This is a genomic window from Shewanella sp. SM95 (genome assembly GCF_025653595.1).
Lineage (GTDB): Bacteria > Pseudomonadota > Gammaproteobacteria > Enterobacterales > Shewanellaceae > Shewanella > Shewanella oncorhynchi.
Genome location: NZ_JAKKSE010000011.1, coordinates 40,455 through 60,809 on the forward strand (window position 1 = coordinate 40,455; position 20,355 = coordinate 60,809).

18 protein-coding genes and 1 pseudogene are annotated in these 20,355 nt (G+C 42.5%); 10 read left to right on the plus strand and 9 right to left on the minus strand.

Annotated elements, in window-relative coordinates:
* Window positions 1-3: 3 nt before the first annotated feature.
* Entirely contained in the window at window positions 4-1,476 is a 1,473-nt protein-coding gene (locus L5M29_RS13055) for a nicotinate phosphoribosyltransferase (protein ID WP_263168167.1), read from the plus strand.
* Window positions 1,477-1,633: 157 nt separating this feature from the next.
* On the opposite strand, the gene L5M29_RS13060 is transcribed toward L5M29_RS13055, so the two are convergent.
* From L5M29_RS13060 to L5M29_RS13080, 5 genes are all read right to left on the minus strand, one after another.
* Complete coding sequence (locus tag L5M29_RS13060; protein WP_011789018.1) at window positions 1,634-1,894, minus strand: hypothetical protein; 261 nt, start codon at window positions 1,892-1,894, stop codon at window positions 1,634-1,636.
* 309 nt (window positions 1,895-2,203) lie between these two features.
* Window positions 2,204-2,377 carry a hypothetical protein gene (locus L5M29_RS13065; protein ID WP_006082106.1) on the minus strand — a complete coding sequence of 58 codons (174 nt, stop codon included), beginning with the start codon at window positions 2,375-2,377 and terminating at the stop codon, window positions 2,204-2,206.
* 726 nt (window positions 2,378-3,103) lie between these two features.
* Window positions 3,104-3,826 (minus strand): ChrR family anti-sigma-E factor, encoded by a 723-nt coding sequence (locus L5M29_RS13070; RefSeq protein ID WP_263168169.1) that lies wholly within the window; start codon window positions 3,824-3,826, stop codon window positions 3,104-3,106.
* A complete protein-coding gene (locus tag L5M29_RS13075; RefSeq protein ID WP_028759609.1) occupies window positions 3,819-4,481 on the minus strand; it encodes a sigma-70 family RNA polymerase sigma factor in 663 nt (220 codons plus the stop codon). The genes L5M29_RS13070 and L5M29_RS13075 overlap by 8 nt, the downstream gene beginning before the upstream one ends.
* 145 nt (window positions 4,482-4,626) lie before the next feature.
* The gene (locus tag L5M29_RS13080; RefSeq protein WP_028759610.1) at window positions 4,627-5,178 is read right to left on the minus strand and encodes an LON peptidase substrate-binding domain-containing protein; all 552 of its coding nucleotides are present in this window, start codon (window positions 5,176-5,178) and stop codon (window positions 4,627-4,629) included.
* 101 nt (window positions 5,179-5,279) lie between these two features.
* Between L5M29_RS13080 and L5M29_RS13085 the strand changes: the two genes are divergently transcribed.
* Window positions 5,280-5,894, plus strand: a complete 615-nt coding sequence (locus L5M29_RS13085) for a class I SAM-dependent methyltransferase (RefSeq protein WP_263168171.1) — start codon at window positions 5,280-5,282, stop codon at window positions 5,892-5,894.
* A gap of 310 nt (window positions 5,895-6,204) precedes the next feature.
* Window positions 6,205-7,149, plus strand: a complete 945-nt coding sequence (locus L5M29_RS13090; protein WP_105252200.1) for a chemotaxis protein CheV — start codon at window positions 6,205-6,207, stop codon at window positions 7,147-7,149.
* A 184-nt stretch (window positions 7,150-7,333) separates the two neighbouring features.
* On the opposite strand, the gene L5M29_RS13095 is transcribed toward L5M29_RS13090, so the two are convergent.
* Window positions 7,334-7,975 (minus strand): hypothetical protein, encoded by a 642-nt coding sequence (locus tag L5M29_RS13095; RefSeq protein ID WP_263168173.1) that lies wholly within the window; start codon window positions 7,973-7,975, stop codon window positions 7,334-7,336.
* A 51-nt stretch (window positions 7,976-8,026) separates the two neighbouring features.
* On the minus strand, window positions 8,027-8,386 hold the full coding sequence (locus L5M29_RS13100; protein WP_028759614.1) for a DUF2750 domain-containing protein: 360 nt from the start codon (window positions 8,384-8,386) through the stop codon (window positions 8,027-8,029).
* A gap of 419 nt (window positions 8,387-8,805) precedes the next feature.
* Between L5M29_RS13100 and L5M29_RS13105 the strand changes: the two genes are divergently transcribed.
* Window positions 8,806-10,110, plus strand: coding sequence for a lytic murein transglycosylase (locus L5M29_RS13105; RefSeq protein ID WP_263168175.1), 1,305 nt, complete (start codon window positions 8,806-8,808; stop codon window positions 10,108-10,110).
* 147 nt (window positions 10,111-10,257) lie between these two features.
* Window positions 10,258-10,746 carry a peptidylprolyl isomerase gene (locus tag L5M29_RS13110; RefSeq protein WP_105252202.1) on the plus strand — a complete coding sequence of 163 codons (489 nt, stop codon included), beginning with the start codon at window positions 10,258-10,260 and terminating at the stop codon, window positions 10,744-10,746.
* 167 nt (window positions 10,747-10,913) lie between these two features.
* Here L5M29_RS13110 and L5M29_RS13115 read toward each other — a convergent pair whose 3' ends face one another.
* Window positions 10,914-12,857 carry a M1 family metallopeptidase gene (locus L5M29_RS13115; RefSeq protein ID WP_263168177.1) on the minus strand — a complete coding sequence of 648 codons (1,944 nt, stop codon included), beginning with the start codon at window positions 12,855-12,857 and terminating at the stop codon, window positions 10,914-10,916.
* 254 nt (window positions 12,858-13,111) lie between these two features.
* On the opposite strand from L5M29_RS13115, the gene L5M29_RS13120 reads away from it, so the two are divergent.
* From L5M29_RS13120 to L5M29_RS13140, 5 genes and pseudogenes are all read left to right on the plus strand, one after another.
* Entirely contained in the window at window positions 13,112-13,339 is a 228-nt protein-coding gene (locus L5M29_RS13120; protein WP_263168278.1) for a DUF3389 domain-containing protein, read from the plus strand.
* 92 nt (window positions 13,340-13,431) lie between these two features.
* Complete coding sequence (locus tag L5M29_RS13125) at window positions 13,432-14,103, plus strand: alpha/beta hydrolase (RefSeq protein ID WP_263168179.1); 672 nt, start codon at window positions 13,432-13,434, stop codon at window positions 14,101-14,103.
* 363 nt (window positions 14,104-14,466) lie between these two features.
* Window positions 14,467-16,182: a bifunctional UDP-sugar hydrolase/5'-nucleotidase UshA gene (gene ushA, locus L5M29_RS13130; protein WP_263168181.1), complete on the plus strand. Its 1,716-nt coding sequence runs from the start codon at window positions 14,467-14,469 to the stop codon at window positions 16,180-16,182.
* 288 nt (window positions 16,183-16,470) lie between these two features.
* Window positions 16,471-16,749, plus strand: a pseudogene (gene ushA, locus L5M29_RS13135) (bifunctional UDP-sugar hydrolase/5'-nucleotidase); the annotation flags it as partial.
* 421 nt (window positions 16,750-17,170) lie between these two features.
* Entirely contained in the window at window positions 17,171-19,831 is a 2,661-nt protein-coding gene (locus L5M29_RS13140) for a TonB-dependent receptor (protein ID WP_263168182.1), read from the plus strand.
* An 89-nt stretch (window positions 19,832-19,920) separates the two neighbouring features.
* Here the strand turns inward: L5M29_RS13140 and L5M29_RS13145 are convergent, their stop codons facing one another.
* The gene (locus L5M29_RS13145; protein ID WP_263168183.1) at window positions 19,921-20,280 is read right to left on the minus strand and encodes a TraR/DksA C4-type zinc finger protein; all 360 of its coding nucleotides are present in this window, start codon (window positions 20,278-20,280) and stop codon (window positions 19,921-19,923) included.
* Window positions 20,281-20,355: the final 75 nt, after the last annotated feature.

Consider the following 20,355-nt stretch of genomic DNA (forward strand, 5'->3'; position numbering starts at 1 on the left):
ATTATGTACTTGAATCCCGTTACCGCCATTGATGGCTATAAAGTCGACCACCGTCGTCAATATCCCGATAATACTCAGGTGATTTTTAGTAACTTAACCGCCCGTAAATCCCGTCGTGGTTATACTGACCAAATGGTGTTTTTTGGCTTGCAATATTTTATCAAGCATTTCTTGATTGACAGTTGGAACCGTGATTTCTTTCAACAACCTAAAGAGCAGGTCATTCGCCAATTCTCCCGCCGTATCAATAACTATCTCGGGCCGAATAACGTCGGTACTCAGCATATTGAGGAGTTGCATGATTTAGGTTATTTACCAATTAAAATTATGGCATTACCTGAAGGCTCAGTGTATCTATTAAAAGTGCCTTGCTTGATTTTGTACAATACCGATGAGCGGTTCTTTTGGTTGACTAATTATCTCGAAACTATCCTTTCCGCTAATGTGTGGGGTATGTGTACCAGTGCCACTACCGCGCTGCAATACCGCAAAATATTTGAGGCTTATGCGTTAGAAACCGATGGTGACATCACGTTTGTTGATTGGCAGGGCCATGATTTTAGTTTCCGCGGCATGTATGGTGCAGAGGCTGCTGTTATGAGCGGCGCCGCCCATTTACTCAGTTTTACGGGCACAGATACCATTCCTGCGATTGATTTTCTTGAGCAATATTACCTTGCCGATAGTGATAAAGAACTTATCGGTGGCAGTGTGGCCGCAACGGAGCACAGTGTCATGTGCGCGGGTGGCATGGAGAATGAATTAGAGACGTTCCGCCGTTTGATTGAAGATATTTACCCAACGGGCATTGTCAGCATTGTTTCAGATTCTTGGGATTTTTGGCAGGTGATGACAGAATTCACCTTAGCGTTAAAAGACCGCATTCTTGCCCGCGATGGCAAAGTGGTGTTTAGGCCTGATACGGGTTGCCCTGTGAAAATCATTTGTGGCGATCCACAAGCACCAATCGGGAGTCCTGAATATAAAGGCGCTATTGAGTGTCTGTGGGACGTCTTTGGGGGTAGCACAACTGCCAAAGGTTACAAAGCGCTGAATAACCATGTTGGACTGATCTATGGCGATTCAATCACCATTGAACGGGCTGAAGCCATTTGTGCTGGCTTAAAGGCTAAAGGTTTTGCGTCAACTAATATTGTGTTTGGAATTGGCAGTTTTACCTATCAACACGTGACACGAGATACTGACGGTTATGCCGTGAAAGCGACCTTTGCGAAAGTTGATGGTAAAGACAGAGAAATATTTAAAGATCCTAAAACAGATGATGGCACTAAAAAATCCGCTAAGGGTTTAGTGGCGGTATTTAAAGATGAGCAGGGTCAATTTTATCTTAAAGATCAAGCCAGCTGGCAAGATGTCAACAATTGCGAGTTTGTCCCCGTATTTGCCGATGGTGAACTATTAACGGAATATTCTTTGGCAGATATTCGCGCAAGGTTGGCAGAGTCTAGAAGTTGAGCCTATCGATTTGTGATTTTTAACGGCTATCGACAATAGCGAAGATAAAACTGGCAATGTGATTTCTATTAGGGTCATATTGTCAGTTAAGTTTTGAATTTATTTTAAGTCGCGTAAGTAAAACGCCCCATAAATAGTCAAATGCAAATACAAGCGATTAAGACAGTAACTGGTTCCGTTTAAGAATTTTATAGGTACGACGGCCAATGTTTTCGAGGTTTTTTAAATCTTTTAGGCTAGGCGTCACCTCACTAAATTGCCAATAACTGATTTCGGCATCTAACATTTCCAGCATTTTCTTCGAACAACCTAAACATTGTCCCTGGCACAGTTGTGCTTCTTCTAAATTGAGTGGAATAGTCTCTTTGATCTGGTTTATCAAGGTTTGCATGGCAATTTGAGTATTGGGTTTTGGCATAGATGATGTGCTGAACAGTATTCATGTGTATGAATATTAGCGGATGCTGCAATGGAAAGAGGTGATCTAACGCTGGATTTGACTCATTTGACTCATTTGGTTCGGCAGGTATCTGTGTGAGAGAGATACAGCCTGAACCAAATGTGCTCGTCATAATGACGTAAAAAAGGATAGCGTGTTCGTGACATTCGGCTATCAGTCTACTTAAGTGCTCGGTACTGCGAAGATAATGGAAACCGATTAAATACACTTGAGTAAACGGGTACTGCGGTATTAATTTTTAACTTATCGTTTTACTTACTTTTTGACTTATTTGTTCGCGGACAATAACCATTTCATAAAGCTGATGGCTTCTGTACGTTTAGAAAAAGTCTGTCTGTTTTTACCTTGACGATCGGTAAAAGCAATTGAGGTTTTATTTACTGAGATTGAATCTACAGGGAAGTTCACTGTAATTTCATGTCCATTAATTTTGTATGACATATGCCACACTCCTTTTTGTTAATTCACCCATAGGTGAGATAGTTGTAACTATAAAATATCCTTAGCAATTGTGCGAAAGATTCGTTCTATTGAGTATCGAGGTTACCCCATCTTTGATTCATTAATCAAGAGATGCTTAATCGATAAATATTTCATGTTGTCGATTACGTCAATGGAATAACTCGATTCAACCAGTTGACCATAGCTTAATGACAATACTATGACAACAAGGAGAACGGTAAGTTCACAGACATAACCACATGATTTTAGTGATATCGAATGATTGAGCTTATGGGGTTTTGCTTGTAGTAGGCTTTCTTTATGAGGACCGAACTCTGATTGCTAAATATCAGGCTGGGTTAAAAAGGTAAACAACAAGGTGTATCTCAAAACGACGTGCAGTATATCAATAAAAATGGCTTATGCAAGTTTAATTTTTATTCTATGTCATTATTTATTTGCCAATGTTGAATTAAAGTGTGTTTTTTGTGGCCATTTACTTGATTTAAAGAGGAATTGCCAGGCCTATTTATGGGTTCGTTTTTATTTTTGTGGTAATTGACTAAGGTTAATATTGCCGTTTTATAGGTAAATGTTATAAAAAATCCCACTAAAATAGGTCATTTTAATGGGATTAATCATAGTCATTTATGTAATGGAATTATTAAACTGAATTTATAAATGAATCTATGCGTTTGCTGTTGTTTAAAAACTCAGTCAAAAGGTTTAATAAATCAGTTCACCTATGGGATTGAGTAGCTTACTCAGACCTTTGGTAAAATGCAGCGGTGCATCTAATACTGTGTAGCATAAGCAACCGTTAATGGTTTTCGGTGAGTGATGGTGTTGGCCGTCGAGCACGATAAAATCACCAGGCACATAGTCACCATTTAGATCGGAAAACTCCCCGGCTAGTAATAGTGTTAGTTCATAACCTTTATGGGTATGTTGGGGGATTTCACCTTGGGCATCTATATGCAATAGGCTAGCGCGGGTGTTCGTTTCATCGACATCAAAACGCATGCGACTGACTTTGCCTAATATTTGCCATGGACGGGCCAAATGCTGACGAAACACCGAGGGCACAGTGTAATTCTGTTGCTTTATGTCGACATCGATAGGGGCGTTATTAGGCACATTTGTCGCTGCCGGTTGAGCCATGATTTGCGCCATCATAGCGTCAATGTCCAATGCCGATTCTTGATTGCCGCCTGAGTGTTGCACCTCAACATACTCTCTGTGCATCAACTCTTCGCCCGTATCATTTGCAGCATGACTGCTATCAGGATTTAATGCTAAATTTGCAGCTTGTTCTGTGAATAGGGCAAGCTGCTCTCGACAAGTCTCACATAGGTCGCAGTGTGCGGATATTGCTATCGCCATTGATAAAGGTAAGTTCCCATTGGCATGGCTGACGAGTAATTCTTGTTGGGGATGATGTTTAATCATTGTGTGTCTCCAAGAAACTTTTCAACTTTTCTAGCCCTAATCTTAAACGGGACTTTATGGTCCCTATTGGTACCTTTAGGGCATCGGCTAGCTCTTGTTGAGTGAGTTCTTGCATGTAAATGCCTTGCACAACTTGTCTTTGTGCTATGGGAAGGGCATCAAGATGTTGGAGTAATTTAGCCGTCAACTTGTGATCAGTGAGTGTGTCCTGAGCCATGGTCGCATCACACAGCGGCCAAATATCATCACCGAAAGTATCTTCTCTATTGTGTTGTACCCGTCTAAGCATATCGAAACATTGATTACGCATAATGGTAAACACCCAAGTTGTCACTGACCCTTTTTCTGCATTATATAGATGAGCCTTAGTCCAAACGCTGGTCATGGTTTCTTGTACTAAATCCATCGCCAACCCTTGTTGATTCAGTCTTTGTAAACCAAATGCTCGGATCTTGGGCATGAAATGCTGGAATAAGTGACCAAAGGCGGCTCTGTCTCGGTTGTCTGCTACTTGTAGCATAAACGTGATTAAAGCATCCGCTTGAGGCTCGCAGGTTTGGGAAGCTGGAATTTCGTTATCCATAGCCGAATTAGTCAGAGACGTGATTGGGACATGATACCGAGTTTGCCTGCTTTGTGATTGAATATTTTCCATTATTTTCGCTCTTATCGCAGTCGTGAGTGCTGAGTGTGATATCAGTAACGACAAAATTGAGAAGTGTGTTGCACTTCTGAGCCCAGTTTTGCTGTCAAACTTTCAATCAATACGAAGTGGCTTAAATAAAGGATCATTCACAGTATTATTTAATGACGGCGCGCAATAGATCTCGGGTCATAATATGATCTAAGGCATTAATGCAGGTGTACTTTTCGGATGCTTGTACGGGTAATATTTCTAGCCAGCGCTGGCAGACCCAAGCGATATCATCGAACTGTTCTGTTTGGTAGTGCTTGAGATGTTGCGGATATTCCTTAAGAATGTTTTGTAACATTTGACTCAAGTAACGTTCATCGGTCGCAATACGTACAGCAGGCCAATTGTCGATTAAACTGACGTCTCCGCGCTTTAAACCATCAGCTTCGACACTGATTTTATCAAGTTTAAAGCGTTTTGAACCTTGAATACTGATCCCTAATAGTCCGTCTGGTAAGGTTTCAAAATCAATAATATGCACTAAGGTGCCTATGGGCTGAATGGTTTTACCATCCTCTTCAAGCATACATAAGCCAAAGCCTTGGCCTGACTTTAATGATTCGGCGACCAAGCGCTTATATCTAGGTTCAAATACCCGCAGTTGCGTGTAACCTTCGGGCAATAAACAAATGGGTAATGGAAAAAGAGGTAATTTCATCGTGGCCTCTGGTGAACTTATGTTCCTATCATTACGTACCATAATGGCAGTTCGATCAGTAAAATTATTCAACAGTAGTTTACCCATAGTGAGAGGATGGCATGAAATTAAATCCATTTGAGAAAAAGATCGTTCAGCATCCATTACGTTTTTGGCTACAAAATCATCTCGAAGCGCCCTTATTGACCTCTATGATGCCAAAACCTATGGCTTTGTGCGAACGCGCATTAGAAATAGGTTGTGGGTTTGGTAACGGCATTCAGTTGATCCGCGAACATTTTGGCGCGGGACATATCACGGCCGTGGATATCGACCCTGACATGGTTGCCTCCGCACAATCCTGTTGGCAATCTCGGCCGCAAGGGTTAAAAGGGCTGAGTTTCTCGGTTGCTGATGCAACATGTTTACCCTTTGCCGATAGCGAGTTTGATATGGTGTTTGATTTTGCCGTATTCCACCATATTCCAGAGTGGCAAGCGGCCATTAAGGAAGTTGTAAGGGTGCTGAAACCGAACGGATACTTTGTGATAGAGGATTTATATCGTGCCGCAATTTGTAACCCATTGAGCCGGCGCTTATTTGAGCATCCACAACAGAATCGCTTTAATCATAGTGAGTTGTTAACGGTATTGCGCCAGCTGGGATTTGAGATTGTCCGCGATAGAAATGCCTTTAATCTTGCGGGTATGGTGCTCGCCCAGAAAATATTGCGTTAGGCGTTAGGCGTTAGGCGTTAGGCGTTAGAGTTGATGCTTAACCTAAATTGAATCGTTAGGATTAAATGATAGCGTTAACACTAAGACCAAATATTAGCAATGCCGCGTATTATCTGAAGATATCAGCTTAGGGATGCAGATATCTGAGATGCGCTAAACGAAGTTTATGGCCGAACTTTGCGAGAGTGGTTGTAATTTTTAGATAAAATAGACTCTCGGCATGGTTCTTCATGGGAGTTTACCGCTATAATTTGAGCTAATCCGTCGCATGTGGGGAAAGGATTTTCCTCAAGAGTAGAGAAGCAGCATTATGGCAAACGTACTTGCAACCGTAGATCAGCGTACCAAACTCGTTGGTGAGAACCGACTTGAGTTGTTGCTCTTTAGCATTAATTCCACGCAGTTATTTGCCATTAACGTCTTTAAAGTCAAAGAAGTCGTCAAGCTTCCTCCCTTGAATGCGATGCCGGGTAGTCATCCGCATATTTCTGGTGTTGCTAATATTCGTGGGATTTCCATCCCCGTGATTGATTTACGTTCGGCCATAGGGTTTAAGCCCGTGCCGCCTAACGAAGATGCCAATATGATCATCACAGAATATAACCGTAGTGTGCAGGGTTTCTTAGTCGGTAAGGTTGAACACATTATCAACATGACTTGGAGCGATATTATGCCGCCGCCGAAAACGGCTGGACGTAATAATTATCTAACGGCAATTACTCGCATAGAGCATCAAGGTCAGTCGCAGTTAGTGTCTATTATCGACGTAGAAAAAGTCTTGGCGGAGATCATTCACTACGATATCCGTTTATCTGAAGGTGTACTCGACGAAACCTTAGTCCATGAAATGCCAGGTAGAAAAATTCTGATTGTGGATGATTCATCGACCGCCAGACGTCAAGTGCGTGAAACGTTAGGCCAACTGGGTATCGAAATTATTGAGGCATCTGATGGCTTACAAGCACTGACGTTATTGCAGAAATGGCGTGATGAAGGTAAACAAGTTGCCAAAGAATTATTGATGATGATTACCGATGCCGAAATGCCCGAAATGGACGGTTATAAGCTCACTTCTGAAGTGCGTAGCGATAAAGCTATGTCGGATTTATTCATCACCTTAAATACTTCGTTGAGTGGCAGTTTTAACCATGCCATGGTTGAAAAAGTGGGCTGTGATAAGTTTATTTCTAAGTTCCAACCGGATTTGCTGGTGGAAGTGGTGCAAGAAAGATTAAGACAAGTGATCAATCACTGATCGCATTTTGAGATTCGAACTATCGGTGATTGACCTTGAGTCGATCATCGGTAGGTTTAGTGCTTTGAATTAACGCTTTAATAACAGTTTTTAATACGGTCTTTGAATCACATTCTTTCAACTGCTACTTTTTTAACTGCTTTTCTGCAAACATCTGCCAACCCACTACCTGTAACATGCGTGGTTATAACGCTAATTCGGCTGCTACATCGTGTAATACTTGGCGCTTCATTTCTTTGGCGGCGGCGATATGGATACGGGCGAGCCTTAAGGCATAGTTGAATCTTGCTCGACCGACGAGGCTTACCAGTTCGGCAAAAAACTGTGGATCTAAAGTGAATTGCGTCGAATAGTATTGGATAGCGGCATTGACTGAATTAAAAGTCACGCCATCGAATTCAAAACCTGCGTTATAACCTTGGTCGTCAATTTCTTCGCCCTCTAATACCAGTGGCCAACTGGGCGCATTGATACGGTCGCGGGCAATTTGGTACATCATCCAAGCACTTTTTTTAAAACCTTCAAACACTTTGCAGGAGAATTCGGACTCAGCAAGCTCTTCTTCGGTCCAATTAATCCCTATGGCGAGGTGTTTCGCATAAATACGCATCAGAGCATCTTTGACGGCCATACGACAATCCCAAATGGAGCTAAGAGTATGTTGTTTGGCTAATCGCAAACATTCGCTGCAGGCGGGCACAGCTAACGAAGCATGTGGTGTATGTGTGTGTGCGATATATTCGAAGCGTTGATGGCTCGGTTCGCCACAAAACCAGCAAGTATGGCGTTTGTCGAAGGGAATATCGATAAGCGGAATAGCAGACATCAAGGAATGAGCACCTCAGTCCTTGATGTCATCAATGGCATACTGAAGCGATTAAACTTCTTCAACATCAACCAAATCTTTTGCTAAAACAATCGGATCAAGTTCAAGACAATCTTCATCGGTTTGCCAATCAACACCGATCAATACACCATCGTCGTTTAGATCTGAGACCCAATATTCTAGAAATTCTTCTAATGAAATAGAAACGGGTTGATAGTCGTGCCATTCGTCGCTGCAATGGGATTTTGCAGTAGCTTCATTTGACCATAATGGCATCACATCTGTGTCTTCAAATTCTGAAGAATCACAAACGACCCAGCCTTCGCCAGTTTCATCCATTAGACCCCAAAGCGTCTGATGTTGTTTTACATTTTTGATAAAGCCAGCCAAAGCCGCATTGATTTCAGTCATGATAGGTCTCTTTGATGTGTGCTGTTAACTTATCCATTATACGGTAACGTGCTGCGATACCAAGGGATTCTTTGTTAAGATTTTTTTTGTGTTGGATAACTGAGCAATAAACCTATGCCGCAAGGTATTTATGGCGATAAGGATTGTGTTACGTGTCACTATGGGTCAGGATTATTGGTAATGAGTCGCCTTGGTACAGGCTGTTTTACTGACTAAATGTGGCTCAGATAGGGGCTTTACGTAGCGGAGAAACGTGTCTTCTATGCTTTTGGCCGTTAAAGGTGTTTTGGATTCTAACCTTTCACTCGTTATGCCAAGGCGAATATCTCTCTAGGGCAATTCCCTCTTGAAGACGGAATATTGTCGTGTTTAGCCACAACAGTGTGATTGTTGTGAGATCAAATATTGGAGTTGTTGATTTGATTAAAATTAAAGGGTTAACTTATCTGTTTGCGAGTATTGCCGCCTGTGTCAGTCTGAGTGCCTGTTCAAGTGCGCCAACGGCGAGTGCCAGTGCTAATGCAACCAGCTCTAACGCAAGTGGCATAGCTGCTGAAATCAATCAAATACCCGATATCAGTGCTAGCGTACAATCTAATGCTGAGGCGTTTCCAATGTGCTTGACTGGACTGCAAGCGCGAGCACGTGCAGAAGGTCTGTCTGAGGCGACGATAAACTCTACCATTGCGAACTTGAAATTTGTCCCTCGAGTGATTGAGCTGGACCAACAGCAACCCGAATTCAGCCAGACATTTGATAATTATTTCAGTAAGCGCGCGACCGAATGGCGCGTCAATGAAGGCCGCCGTTTACTGCAAAAGCACAGTGTCTTACTTAATCAATTAGCGCAAAAATACGGCGTTCCGCCGCAATATATCTTGTCTTTTTGGGGACTGGAAACGAACTACGGTTCCTATAAAGGCAAAATGTCGGTATTGAATTCGCTGGCGACTTTGGCTTGTGAGCCACGCCGTAGCAATTATTTCACCATAGAGCTGATGCAAGCCTTAAAATTGAAAGAAAAGTATCAGTTCGATGATGACACTATGGTGGGATCATGGGCAGGTGCTATGGGACATACGCAATTTATGCCTTCTGCGTATGCCAAATATGCGGTCGATGGCGATGGCGATGGTAAGGCCGATTTATGGAATAGCACCACAGATGCGCTCACTTCTGCCGCGAATTTTTTGCAGCACTTAGGTTGGCAGCGTAATCAGCGTTGGGGGCGTGAAGTCTTGTTGCCAAAGGATTTTAGTTACAGTCATTTAGGTGCGAAACAGCCCTTGTCGTTATCGGAATGGGCTGCGCTCAATGTAACACAGTCGAATGGGCAACCTTTGCCTGCCGTCGATATTCAAGCTGCGTTGTATTTGCCTGCGGGACACACAGGCCCAGCCTTTTTAGGTTATGAGAATTTTAATGTGATCATGCGTTGGAATCGCTCCGAATTTTATGCCATTACGGTTGGGCACTTAGCCGATCGTATTAATGGTGGACAACCCTTGACGGTCAGTCCGCCTGAGCAACCACGCTTAAGCCGCGAGCAAGTAAAGCAACTGCAAACAAAACTGAACGAGGCTGGATTTGATGTTGGTAAGCCTGATGGCGTGTTGGGACGTAACTCTATGGCAGGGTTGCAAGCCTTTCAACGTAGCAAACAGATGATTGCCGATGGCTTCCCAAGCCCAGAGGTGTTTACCGCTTTAGGATTATCACTTTAGTTACAGTAGCTACTGTAGCTACTGTAGCCAAAGAGCGCTCGCTGCGGGTTTTGAGTGCTTTGAGGCCGGATAAAAAAGTGGAGTGAAAAGCGCAGTTTTGTTAAGCTCGGCCCACAATTGAAATCGAAGAAAATCAAAGGATATTCGATGAGCATTAAAGACGATATGGTTGTGCAGTTTAACTACACACTGCGCGACGAGAAAGGTGAAGTGATCGAGACGAACGAAGGTCGCGATCCGATTGCCTATTTACACGGTCATGACAACATGATGCCAGGTGTAGAAAACGCGATAAACGGTAAAGCTATAGGTGAAAAGTTCACTGTGACTTTGCCTGCCGCTGAAACCTACGGTGAGCGTGTAGCGGATGCTGACGCACACCAACGTGTGTCAGTTAAGCATTTACTGGGTGCGACTGTGTGGAAACCAGGCATGACAGCAGTGGTTAATACCGACCAAGGTCAGCGCCAAGTGACTATCGTTAAAATGGGTAAGTTTATGGCGACTGTGGATGTAAACCATCCATTAGCCGGCCGCGAACTGACATTTGATATTGAAGTCGTAGGTGCCCGTGATGCGAGTGATGAAGAAATCGCCCACGGTCATGCCCATGGTGCAGGTGGTCATCACCACTAATCTTTAGGCTTCGGGCTCGGCTTCGAACTTGGCTTTTATCTGACTCAATGTGAGTGGAGTATAAGTTCAGTATGAGTTGAATGAATCGAGGCTAAAGATTAAATAGCAAAAGCCCAAACCTAGGTTTGGGCTTTTTGTTTTTATGGTGCTAATGGCTCTTTATCTCGCTAATGGCTATGTTCATGCTCGAGTGGTTTGTCGGCAAACATCATATCTAGGCTTGCTTGGGTTTGGGGATGGTAGCCGCTGTGAGCCTTGAGATAGACACTCTTGGCCCAGTCGTATTTATCAGAGCTTGCTAGCTTTTGATATAAAGGCACGATTAAGCGCATGCGGCCAATATGGGTTAAGTGTTGTTTTAATGCGGGTAGTACTGCGTAATAGCCGTTGTCTAGGGCGAGTGAATACCATGCGAAAGCAATTTCACTGTTGCCAGTGCCCGTAAAATGGAACGCCTTATCTAGCTCGGCAAGTTTGGTTTGATCTAGATTGATCCTTGGCATTTCATTGATGAATCTTAACCACTGGTGGACTGTCCAAGTGCTGGTTTTCAACTCGCTTGCACTGAGTTTACCCTCGAGCCAAGTTTGTCTTTGGGTATCGATATCATCGAAGGCGTGGGAATTAGGCGGCACAAGAAATGACGGTAAACCTTGACCTTCAATCCAAGTATCCACTTCACCTTCACTGACAAGATGGGGATATTTGTTTAATAGATTCAAAGATAAATATTCACGGAATTGCGCCGTAGTAATACTCTGAAATGCAAAATGATTGAAGTAGCTTTTCACAAAAGTGTCGAAGCGTTCACGGCCAAATTTTTGCTCTAAAAATATTAAGAACAACTGGCCTTTTATATAAGGGACACCGCTGAAGGCTTCGTCGGGCGAACGTTTACCGAGATTGAGATGTAGCACTGAATCGGCAGAAGTAAGTTCTGCAAGCTCGGCAAGCAATTCAGAGTAGCCGATGGTTTGCTCCATCAGTGCTCGGTCACGGCCATAGAGGTCTTCCATGATGCGATTCTCAACATAGGTCGTAAAACCTTCATTAAGCCAGAGATCGCGCCAAGTGGCATTCGTCACTAAATTACCCGACCACGAGTGCGCAAGTTCGTGGGCGATGAGGCTCACTAAGCTTTTATCACCCGCGATCACTGTGGGTGTAATAAAAGACAAACGCGGGTTTTCCATGCCGCCAAAGGGGAAACTTGGTGGCAAGATAAGCAAGTCATAACGTCCCCAAGGGTAATCGCCATAACGTTTAGCCGCGATTTTGATCATTTCTGGCGTGTCGGCAAATTCTTGGCTCGCTTTGTCGAGGATCTCTGGCTCAGCCCAAATGCCCGAGATGTTATCTAAGGGAGAAAACTTTAAATGTCCTGCCGCAATAGCAATCAAATAAGCTGGAATAGCCTGCGGCATAGTGAATTGGGTCTGAGTGCTCGACAGGGTTTTGCGATCGGCACTCATGACCACAGTGATGGCTTTATCTGCAGTAATTGTTGCGCTATAGGTTTGGCGAACGGCTGGCGTATCTTGCAGTGGGATCCAACTGCGGGCGTGAATCGCCTGACTCTGACTGAACATAAAAGGTAACTGTTTACCTTGGGTTTGCTCAGGGGTTAACCATTGAATACCAGACGGATTATTCGATGTGTGATAATTGATTTTGACCTTTTGACTATTTTCATCAGCAAGTTTGATGGTTAGCGCGGTGCCTTTTACAGCGTCCGCTTTGGCTAACGTGAATGGCACGCTTTGCCATTCCCCAGCTGTATTTAAAGCACTTACGCTGTTAATCGTCAGATCTCGAGTATCTAAGATGAGTTCTTTCCCCGCCTTATGCCAAGCTAAATCGAGGGTGGCTTCACCGGATAAGCGGTTTTGCTTAAAATCGACTATAAGGGCTAGTTCCAAATGACTCACGCTGACTTCAGTGTAATTGGCGTAGGTCAGTGCATCTTGGTTCTGCTGCGTATCAGCTTGTACAACAGTGGCAGTAGGCTCAGTGGTTAAGGTATTTGGAGCGCTATTGGCATAAGTGCAGGGAAGTAGTTGCAGGGCAAAGACTAGGGTGCTGCAAAGGACGGTTCGACGAAGTGAAAGCATTATTTATAGTAGCCTAATGATGAAGTATGTTAGTTCGAGTTTGGGGTGATAAGACCATCAATTCAGCTTGGTTTTCTGTTAACCCACTCTATATAGCGCAAAAGTTTACCTGATAATTCACTGGATTTGTTATCTCACTGTTAGCTCAAATGTAATCAAACTTTAATGGCTTGGATGTTGGTCAGGAAATGCCATCGGTAAAAGAGCACAAGTTTGCTATGATGACGGCGTTTTCACATAGGGCGGTTATCATAATGGTGTTAGATTTTGCGCAGGGTAAGTTAATCGTTACTGAGTTTGAGGTTCAAGTGCGCCTCAACGTTGCCAGTATCGTACTGCAAGCGAGTGCTGAGGATATCGGCTTGAGACGTCAGCCTCCTATGCTGATCGCCGATGGTGGCGGTGTACGTTGGAGCTTAGTATTGGACTCAAATGCTCAGTTACGTGCGATTCAAGATGTGCTGGGCATGGATGCTGAATAACCTGTGCCCGAGTGGTGATGAGTGTTTAACGTATAGATTTATCATCATTTTTTAGTTGATGAGTGTTTAATATCGAATTGGGAATTTTTAGTATGTCAGTTTCTCTTGAGCGTATTGTTGTCGAACCTAAGACTCCTGCTACGGCTGTGGTTATTTGGTTACATGGATTAGGGGATTCGGGGGCCGGATTTGCTCCCGTAGTGCCTGCATTAGGCTTACCTGTAGATCATGCTATTCGATTTATTTTTCCCCATGCACCAGAGCAAGCCGTGACCATTAATGGTGGCTACGTTATGCGCGCTTGGTACGATATTAAAAGCATGGATTTGCATGACAGAGCCGATATGCAAGGCGTGCTTGAGTCGGAAAAAAGGGTTGCCGCATTAATTAATGAACAAATCGCGGCGGGTATTGCGAGTCAACGTATCGTATTAGCGGGATTCAGTCAGGGTGGAGTAATGAGTTTATTCTCTGGACTGCGTTTCCCTGAGCCACTTGCAGGGATTATGGCGTTGTCTTGCTATTTGCCGACGGGCGATGTGTTACCCGCTGAATTAAGTGTGGCGAATCGCAATACACCCATATTACAGCAACACGGTCTACAGGATGATGTTGTACCATTATCCGCTGGAATGTTAGCAAAAGAAGCCTTAACGGCGGGCGGCTATCATGTTACGTGGCAGACTTATCCTATGCCACATTCTGTCATTCCTGAACAATTGAAAGCGATTTCTAAGTGGTTATTACAGCGATTTGAAATGTAGATAAGTCTAATTGCTGATAAAAGCAGCATGCGGTAAGTTGGAATTTACCCATGCTTGTTTTTTTAAAGGAACAATCGCGATGTTTTTTCATATTTCCTAAGTTATTTATAACAAACGATTAAAATCCATTTATTCTATTTTTATTTTGTATTCTCTAAATATATAAAAATCAGTCATTCAGCTTATTTTTTATATGAAACAAATCCTTCTTAAAATGCCCGCCAAATTTCATATAAATGTCAAGTTTTTAATAAAAATGACACAATTTATCTTTATTATTTGCTATTATCCGTGACGCTGAACTTGATGGAGTTCACGGCAATCTTTCTATGATAAAATAATTAAAATCAAGGGGTTGATGTAATGAGACATATGCTTATTAAAGGATTAGTTGCAACTGCTGTTCTTGCTGCACTTGCGGGTTGTAATAATAGTGATGACGATAAAGTTCCAACAACGTGTGCTGAAGCGGGAAGTGCTTGTAAAACGTTTACCGTTTTACATACCAATGACAACCATGGCCGTTTCTGGCAAAATAGTAATGGCGAGTATGGGATGGCTGCTCGTAAAACTTTGATTGACCAAATTCGTAATGAAGTTGAAAGCAAAGGTGGTGAAGTTTTATTATTGTCTGGCGGTGATATTAATACAGGTGTGCCAGAGTCTGATATGCAAAATGCTGTGCCAGATTTTATCGGTATGAACCTAATCGGCTATGATGCAATGGCAGTGGGTAACCACGAGTTTGATAAAAGCTTAAATGTGCTTGAGATGCAAGCAAAGTTGGCAAACTTCCCTATGCTGGCTGCAAACATTTATATTAAAGATAAAGATGGTAAGGTAACTGACGAACGTTTATTTGATGCTTACCGCATATTTGATGTTAACGGTCTTAAAATTGCTGTTATTGGTTTGACGACTAAAGATACCGCCCACTTGGTGAACCCAGAAAATATTAGCAGTATCTATTTTGCTGATCCGCAAGAAGAGATCCAAAAAAACCTTAAAGATATAGAAGCAAATGAAAAAGTGGATCTGGTCTTTGCGACTACTCATATGGGGCATTACGCCGATGGTAAGCATGGTTCCGAAGCACCTGGTGATGTGTTATTAGCACGTTCAGTCGCTGAAGGTAAACTACAGGCTATTATTGGTGGTCATTCACAGAACCCAGTGTGTATGGAACCGGGTACTGATAATAAAACCTATGCTGATTTCAAACCTGGTAATGATTGTGCTCCAGACCAACAAAATGGTACTTGGATCATGCAAGCCCATGAATGGGGTAAGTATGTTGGCCGTGCTGATTTTGAAATGTTCAATGGTAAACTGAATTTGGTTAGTTATGACTTAATTCCAATTAATTTATTGGTGAAAGATGAGAATGATAAGAGTGTTCTAGCTGGCACACTTATTCCTGAGGATCCTGTTGTAAAATCAATACTTTATCCATATCAGCAAAAAGGTCAAGAATTGCTGGATGTAATAATTTCAAAAACGGATGGCTTACTTCAGGGAGACCGTAATGTTGTTCGTATTCAGCAAACTAATTTAGGTCACTTATTGGGTGAAGCTTACAGAACTGATGATTTAGTCAATGCTGATTTTGGTGTTATGAATTCAGGTGGTGTACGGGATTCAATCGCAGCTGGTGATGTGAGCTATCGTGACGTATTGAAAGTACAACCTTTTGGTAATTTTGTAACTAAGGCTACTATGGCGGGTAGCGAAGTGGCTGCTTATCTTGGCAAAGTAGGTACTTTGACGGGAGGAGCTTATGCCCAGCTAAGCAATATTAGTGTAACAATCGATTGCGATACTGCTACTGCTGATATAAGTGATATTAATAACCTCGGTTTCTCACCTACTAAGGAGTACAGTTTTTCTGTTATTAGTTTTAGTGCTGCCGGTGGTGATGGCTATCCTAAGATTGATGTATTAAATACTCAGCAAACCGACGCTGCTGTTCTACGTGAGTTTTTTGAAAAAAATCCTATGATTAAGGCTGCCGATTACGAGCCTGTGGCTGGTAAAGTCGTTCATCTTAAAAATGGCGTGGTTGTACCTAACTGTAAATAAGTTCGTGCTGAACATAAACTTAAGTTATATCGCAACGATATAGATTAAAAGACAGCTAGTTAACTAGCTGTTTTTTTATTCAATTGAAACTACCTCTTATGGAGGTAGTTTCAATTCTGTAGTACGTTGCTTATAAAATACTTCTGCTAGTTATCAAAAATAAGTATTGATATTTGCTGGGTATTTCACTTTAGCGATGTGTGAGTCGTAGTTGGTGTAAGTGTTAACTTTCACGCGTAACTGATTAACCTTTCGATAGTACTGCTATGCAAAATTACAGGCGGTTAAATGACCATTGACTGTGTGGCTAAAACAGCCAACATCAGCGACATTGGCGGCAAGGATTTTAGCCCAACAGCCACTTATAAGTTCACTGTACCTAGCTTTAATGCTGCGGGTGGTGACGGTTATCCTAAACTAACCAGCCCAATTCAAACGGGTTTTGTTGATGCTGATTTACTCTATTCTTTCTTGAAAGAGAAACAAGTGATTAAAGCTGCTGACTACAATCCTGTAGGCGATATTGTTTATGAGAACTCAAAAAGTGTTGAAGGTTGCCAACTTTAAGTAATCAATCATTACTCAGTGTTTCAATATTAATGCCACTCAAATGAGTGGCATTTTTTATTGTTAATTAATATTGAACTAAGTGTAAATTAATATTCAGCGTTTTATTTTTGATACACTTTGGTTCATTTGTGGCGTGAGTTTCTCGGTGTTCTTTTGGTTAACAATTGAGATTTATTGTATCAAATTAAATATTTAATATATTCAACAGGTCTGTATTGCTTAACTCCATGATGTATATCCGAATATCTTATATTCAAGTTGATTTATTTTGTGTCAATTTGTTTTAATTTGAGATTAATTGTTTTTAATGGTTGACTTAGATGTTGCGCATTAACATTATCCCTACAGCGAAATAGAGTTCGCTTGCCAAATATAAAAATAACAAACATAGGGTTTTATTTACCTCAAGGAGAGATTAATGCGCTATTTAAGTTTAACGGCCAAAGCCGTTCGTACTAGTTTAATTACAGTGGCGACAAGCAGTGTGGTTTTTTCTGGAATAGGCTTTTCTGCAGTGGGAAATGCAGCAGAAGAAAATGCGAAAGTTGAACGCATTGAAGTGACGGGTTCTCGTATTAAACAAGTTGATATGGAAACTGTTTCACCCGTGACTGTCATTAATGCTGCGGATATTGCCATGACGGGTGAAAAAACCGTTGCTGACGTATTGAATAACTCTGCGATAAACAGCTTTGGTTCTTGGCGTGGTATTTCTGGCTATGGATCAGGAGCAAGCTCAACCAGTGATGTCAATTTACGTGGTTTAGGAGCGTCTGCGACATTAGTGTTATTAGATGGACGCCGTATGCCGGGCACGAGTTCGAGCTCTGGCTCTGTGGCCGATACATCTTCTATCCCTATGGCTATCGTGGAGCGTATTGAAATCCTGCGCGATGGCGCCTCGGCAGTATATGGTTCCGATGCGGTTGCGGGCGTGATAAACATTATCACTAAGAAGGAGTTTGAAGGGTTTCAACTCGATTACAGCACTGAGCAGCCAAGTGTTGAAGGAGGCGATGCCAACCGTTTATCACTTGCAACGGGCTTTAATACTGATAAAGGCAATATCACGCTAACCTATGAATATTATGATACTAAAGCGGTAATGGATCGTGATATTTGGCGAATGGACGATTCAAGTTATAATGCATATAGTGGATATAGCTCAGTACCAAACGGTAAATATGGACCAGGCAATGGTAGCTGGTATAGTAATTCAGATATATGTGAAAAAACGGAAAATACCATAGACTCAGGTGATGGTCGTTGTTTATATAATCATGGCAATGTCACTAAGTTATTTGGCGATCAAACCCGTAATTCGCTGTTATCTAATTTCTCCTATGAGATTTCAGAAAATATAAAATTCCGAGGCCGTGCTTCTGCTTCATTAGCAGAAACTGAAACCCGTTATGCGGGTACGCCAGTATCAACGAATACCCCTGTGATGAGTGCCGATAATAAGTTTAACCCAGTTGGTGAAGAATTAGTGATTTCTATGCGAGGTGCGCAACTTGGCGAGCGAGATACATTAACTGAAACTAACAACTTTGATATTCTAGGTGGCTTTGTTGGTGCAATTGATTCAGGGAATGGTATCGACTGGGAATTAAATGCCCAGCACGCAACATCGACGACAAATAGTTTTAATTATAATTTACTCAATGACGATATTATTCAGCAAGAAATTGATTCAGAGCAATATGATATTTTCAATACCTCTGGAATGAGTTATGAGCAGTGGGATCAACAGATGACAGATCTGTATCGTAAAGCTGCGCATACTGGGGTTTATCAGGGAAAATTTGAAAGTACTCAATTGGATGGTCTTGCTTCGACCTTACTGCTCGATGACGGTGATCTTTCGGTCGCTATGGTCGGCGGTCTTGAATATGAAATGATCAAGTTTAAGCAAACCAGTGATCCAGAATCGGCCGCGGGTATTATCTCCGGCGGTTCGGGGGGGGATGATGTGGATGCCACGCGTGACCGTAGTGCCGCTTATTTGGAACTCCAAGTAGGCTTACCTGCCAATGTTGAGTTTTCTGCCGCAGTACGTTATGAGCGCTATGAGCAGGAAGGAACTCTCACAGGGCCTCAGGGGGAAGTTGTTAATTCATCGACCTTCGATGCCGTGGTGCCTAAGTTTGGTTTAAGCTGGCGTCCTATAGACACGTTATTACTGCGTGCTAGCTATGGTGACTCATTCCGCGCGCCGAATATGAGCGAAATGTTCTCGTCTCAATCCTTGAGCTTTGAGAACGGTGTTGATTCTTTATGGTGTAATGAACCTGGTAACGTGGATGCCATATATTGTGCGACTAATAATCAACATAAAACCTGGTATGGAGGAAATCCTGATCTAGAGGCAGAAGAGGGCAACTCGTTAACCTTTGGCGGCGTTTGGAATGTCACTGACGCATGGAACTTGGAGTTATCTTATTACTCAATCACCTATGACAACAAAATTGAGTCAATTGATGTGGATGATATCCTGCGTGATGAAATCAAGAATGGTTCTTCTCCCTATGTGACGCGCGGTCCAGATGGCAAGATTGAATATATTGAAGCCGGAGTTCGTAACTTAGCTACAGTTGAGACCTCAGGTATCGATTTTGTTACGGCTTATAACTTAGAAACAGGCTTTGGGGATTTCAATTTCAAACTGGATTTAACTCATGTGCTTGATTTTAAAAAGCAGGATAACGCTGAAGCAGACATGATCGACTACGCAGGGTCGACTGACTCGCCCGATTGGCGCGGTAACTTTGCGACCAGTTGGAAATACGATGATTTCTCTGCCGCATGGACAGTTGTTTATATTGGTAGTCAATCAGCAAGTTATTTCAACGAGTTAGAAGAAACCGACCGTTATGTTGATTACGATAATTACTTTAAACATAACATTCAGTTTGGTTATACCCATGCTTATAACGGCTCTATCACAGTAGGGGTGAATAATGTGTTTGATGCTGAAACACCAAACTATTACACCTACGCCGATTATCGCGATGTGAATGTGGGTTTATATGATGTGTTAGGTAGAACGTATTACCTGAGAATAAACCAGAAGTTTTAGGTTGTCCGCCCTCCCTGGATAACTCAAACCTCCGCTTGCGGAGGTTTTTTTGCTTATAAGGCAGTTTACTGGATGTCGAATGAGCGCTATCAATGCGTGAGGCGCAGTTCGTGGCGGTGTTCATGCTGATAATGCTCGGCGCAGGAGGTGCAGCGTTGTTCGGTGGGATCTTGGCTTAAGCGTTCGGTTTCAATTTCTGCCTCACAATCCGAGCAAAGACCGTAGAGACCTAAGTCGAGCTGGCAAAAGGCGGCATCAAGTTTATTTAATCGGCAAAATAGTGGGTGTTCAGCCAGTGGTGTCTGAGCCAATTTATCAATTAATTCTGTCAGACTCAGGCTAGCGTAATGCTCCCCTATGGCTTCGAGGAACAGAGGGAGCGCGCCTATTTCTTTCCTTAGATTAGCTTCAAGCTCTGACAATTCATGTCTGATATGGGTGGTGCTCACGTAAAATCGCCTATTTCATTTGACTCTAGGCGTCCAGTCTAATAGTTCCACTATCAACGACTATGATAAAGATCA

What these genes read in the sequence shown, in the direction of transcription:
- L5M29_RS13070 (WP_263168169.1), bottom strand. Translation starts at nt 3,826, where the DNA reads ATGATTAAACATCATCCCCAACAAGAATTACTCGTCAGCCATGCCAAT.
- L5M29_RS13125 (WP_263168179.1), top strand. Translation starts at nt 13,432, where the DNA reads ATGTCAGTTTCTCTTGAGCGTATTGTTGTCGAACCTAAGACTCCTGCT.
- L5M29_RS13110 (WP_105252202.1), top strand. Translation starts at nt 10,258, where the DNA reads ATGAGCATTAAAGACGATATGGTTGTGCAGTTTAACTACACACTGCGC.
- L5M29_RS13075 (WP_028759609.1), bottom strand. Translation starts at nt 4,481, where the DNA reads ATGGAAAATATTCAATCACAAAGCAGGCAAACTCGGTATCATGTCCCA.
- L5M29_RS13140 (WP_263168182.1), top strand. Translation starts at nt 17,171, where the DNA reads ATGCGCTATTTAAGTTTAACGGCCAAAGCCGTTCGTACTAGTTTAATT.
- L5M29_RS13060 (WP_011789018.1), bottom strand. Translation starts at nt 1,894, where the DNA reads ATGCCAAAACCCAATACTCAAATTGCCATGCAAACCTTGATAAACCAG.
- L5M29_RS13055 (WP_263168167.1), top strand. Translation starts at nt 4, where the DNA reads ATGTACTTGAATCCCGTTACCGCCATTGATGGCTATAAAGTCGACCAC.
- ushA (WP_263168181.1), top strand. Translation starts at nt 14,467, where the DNA reads ATGAGACATATGCTTATTAAAGGATTAGTTGCAACTGCTGTTCTTGCT.
- L5M29_RS13085 (WP_263168171.1), top strand. Translation starts at nt 5,280, where the DNA reads ATGAAATTAAATCCATTTGAGAAAAAGATCGTTCAGCATCCATTACGT.
- L5M29_RS13090 (WP_105252200.1), top strand. Translation starts at nt 6,205, where the DNA reads ATGGCAAACGTACTTGCAACCGTAGATCAGCGTACCAAACTCGTTGGT.
- L5M29_RS13115 (WP_263168177.1), bottom strand. Translation starts at nt 12,857, where the DNA reads ATGCTTTCACTTCGTCGAACCGTCCTTTGCAGCACCCTAGTCTTTGCC.
- L5M29_RS13100 (WP_028759614.1), bottom strand. Translation starts at nt 8,386, where the DNA reads ATGACTGAAATCAATGCGGCTTTGGCTGGCTTTATCAAAAATGTAAAA.
- L5M29_RS13095 (WP_263168173.1), bottom strand. Translation starts at nt 7,975, where the DNA reads ATGTCTGCTATTCCGCTTATCGATATTCCCTTCGACAAACGCCATACT.
- L5M29_RS13065 (WP_006082106.1), bottom strand. Translation starts at nt 2,377, where the DNA reads ATGTCATACAAAATTAATGGACATGAAATTACAGTGAACTTCCCTGTA.
- L5M29_RS13120 (WP_263168278.1), top strand. Translation starts at nt 13,112, where the DNA reads ATGGTGTTAGATTTTGCGCAGGGTAAGTTAATCGTTACTGAGTTTGAG.
- L5M29_RS13080 (WP_028759610.1), bottom strand. Translation starts at nt 5,178, where the DNA reads ATGAAATTACCTCTTTTTCCATTACCCATTTGTTTATTGCCCGAAGGT.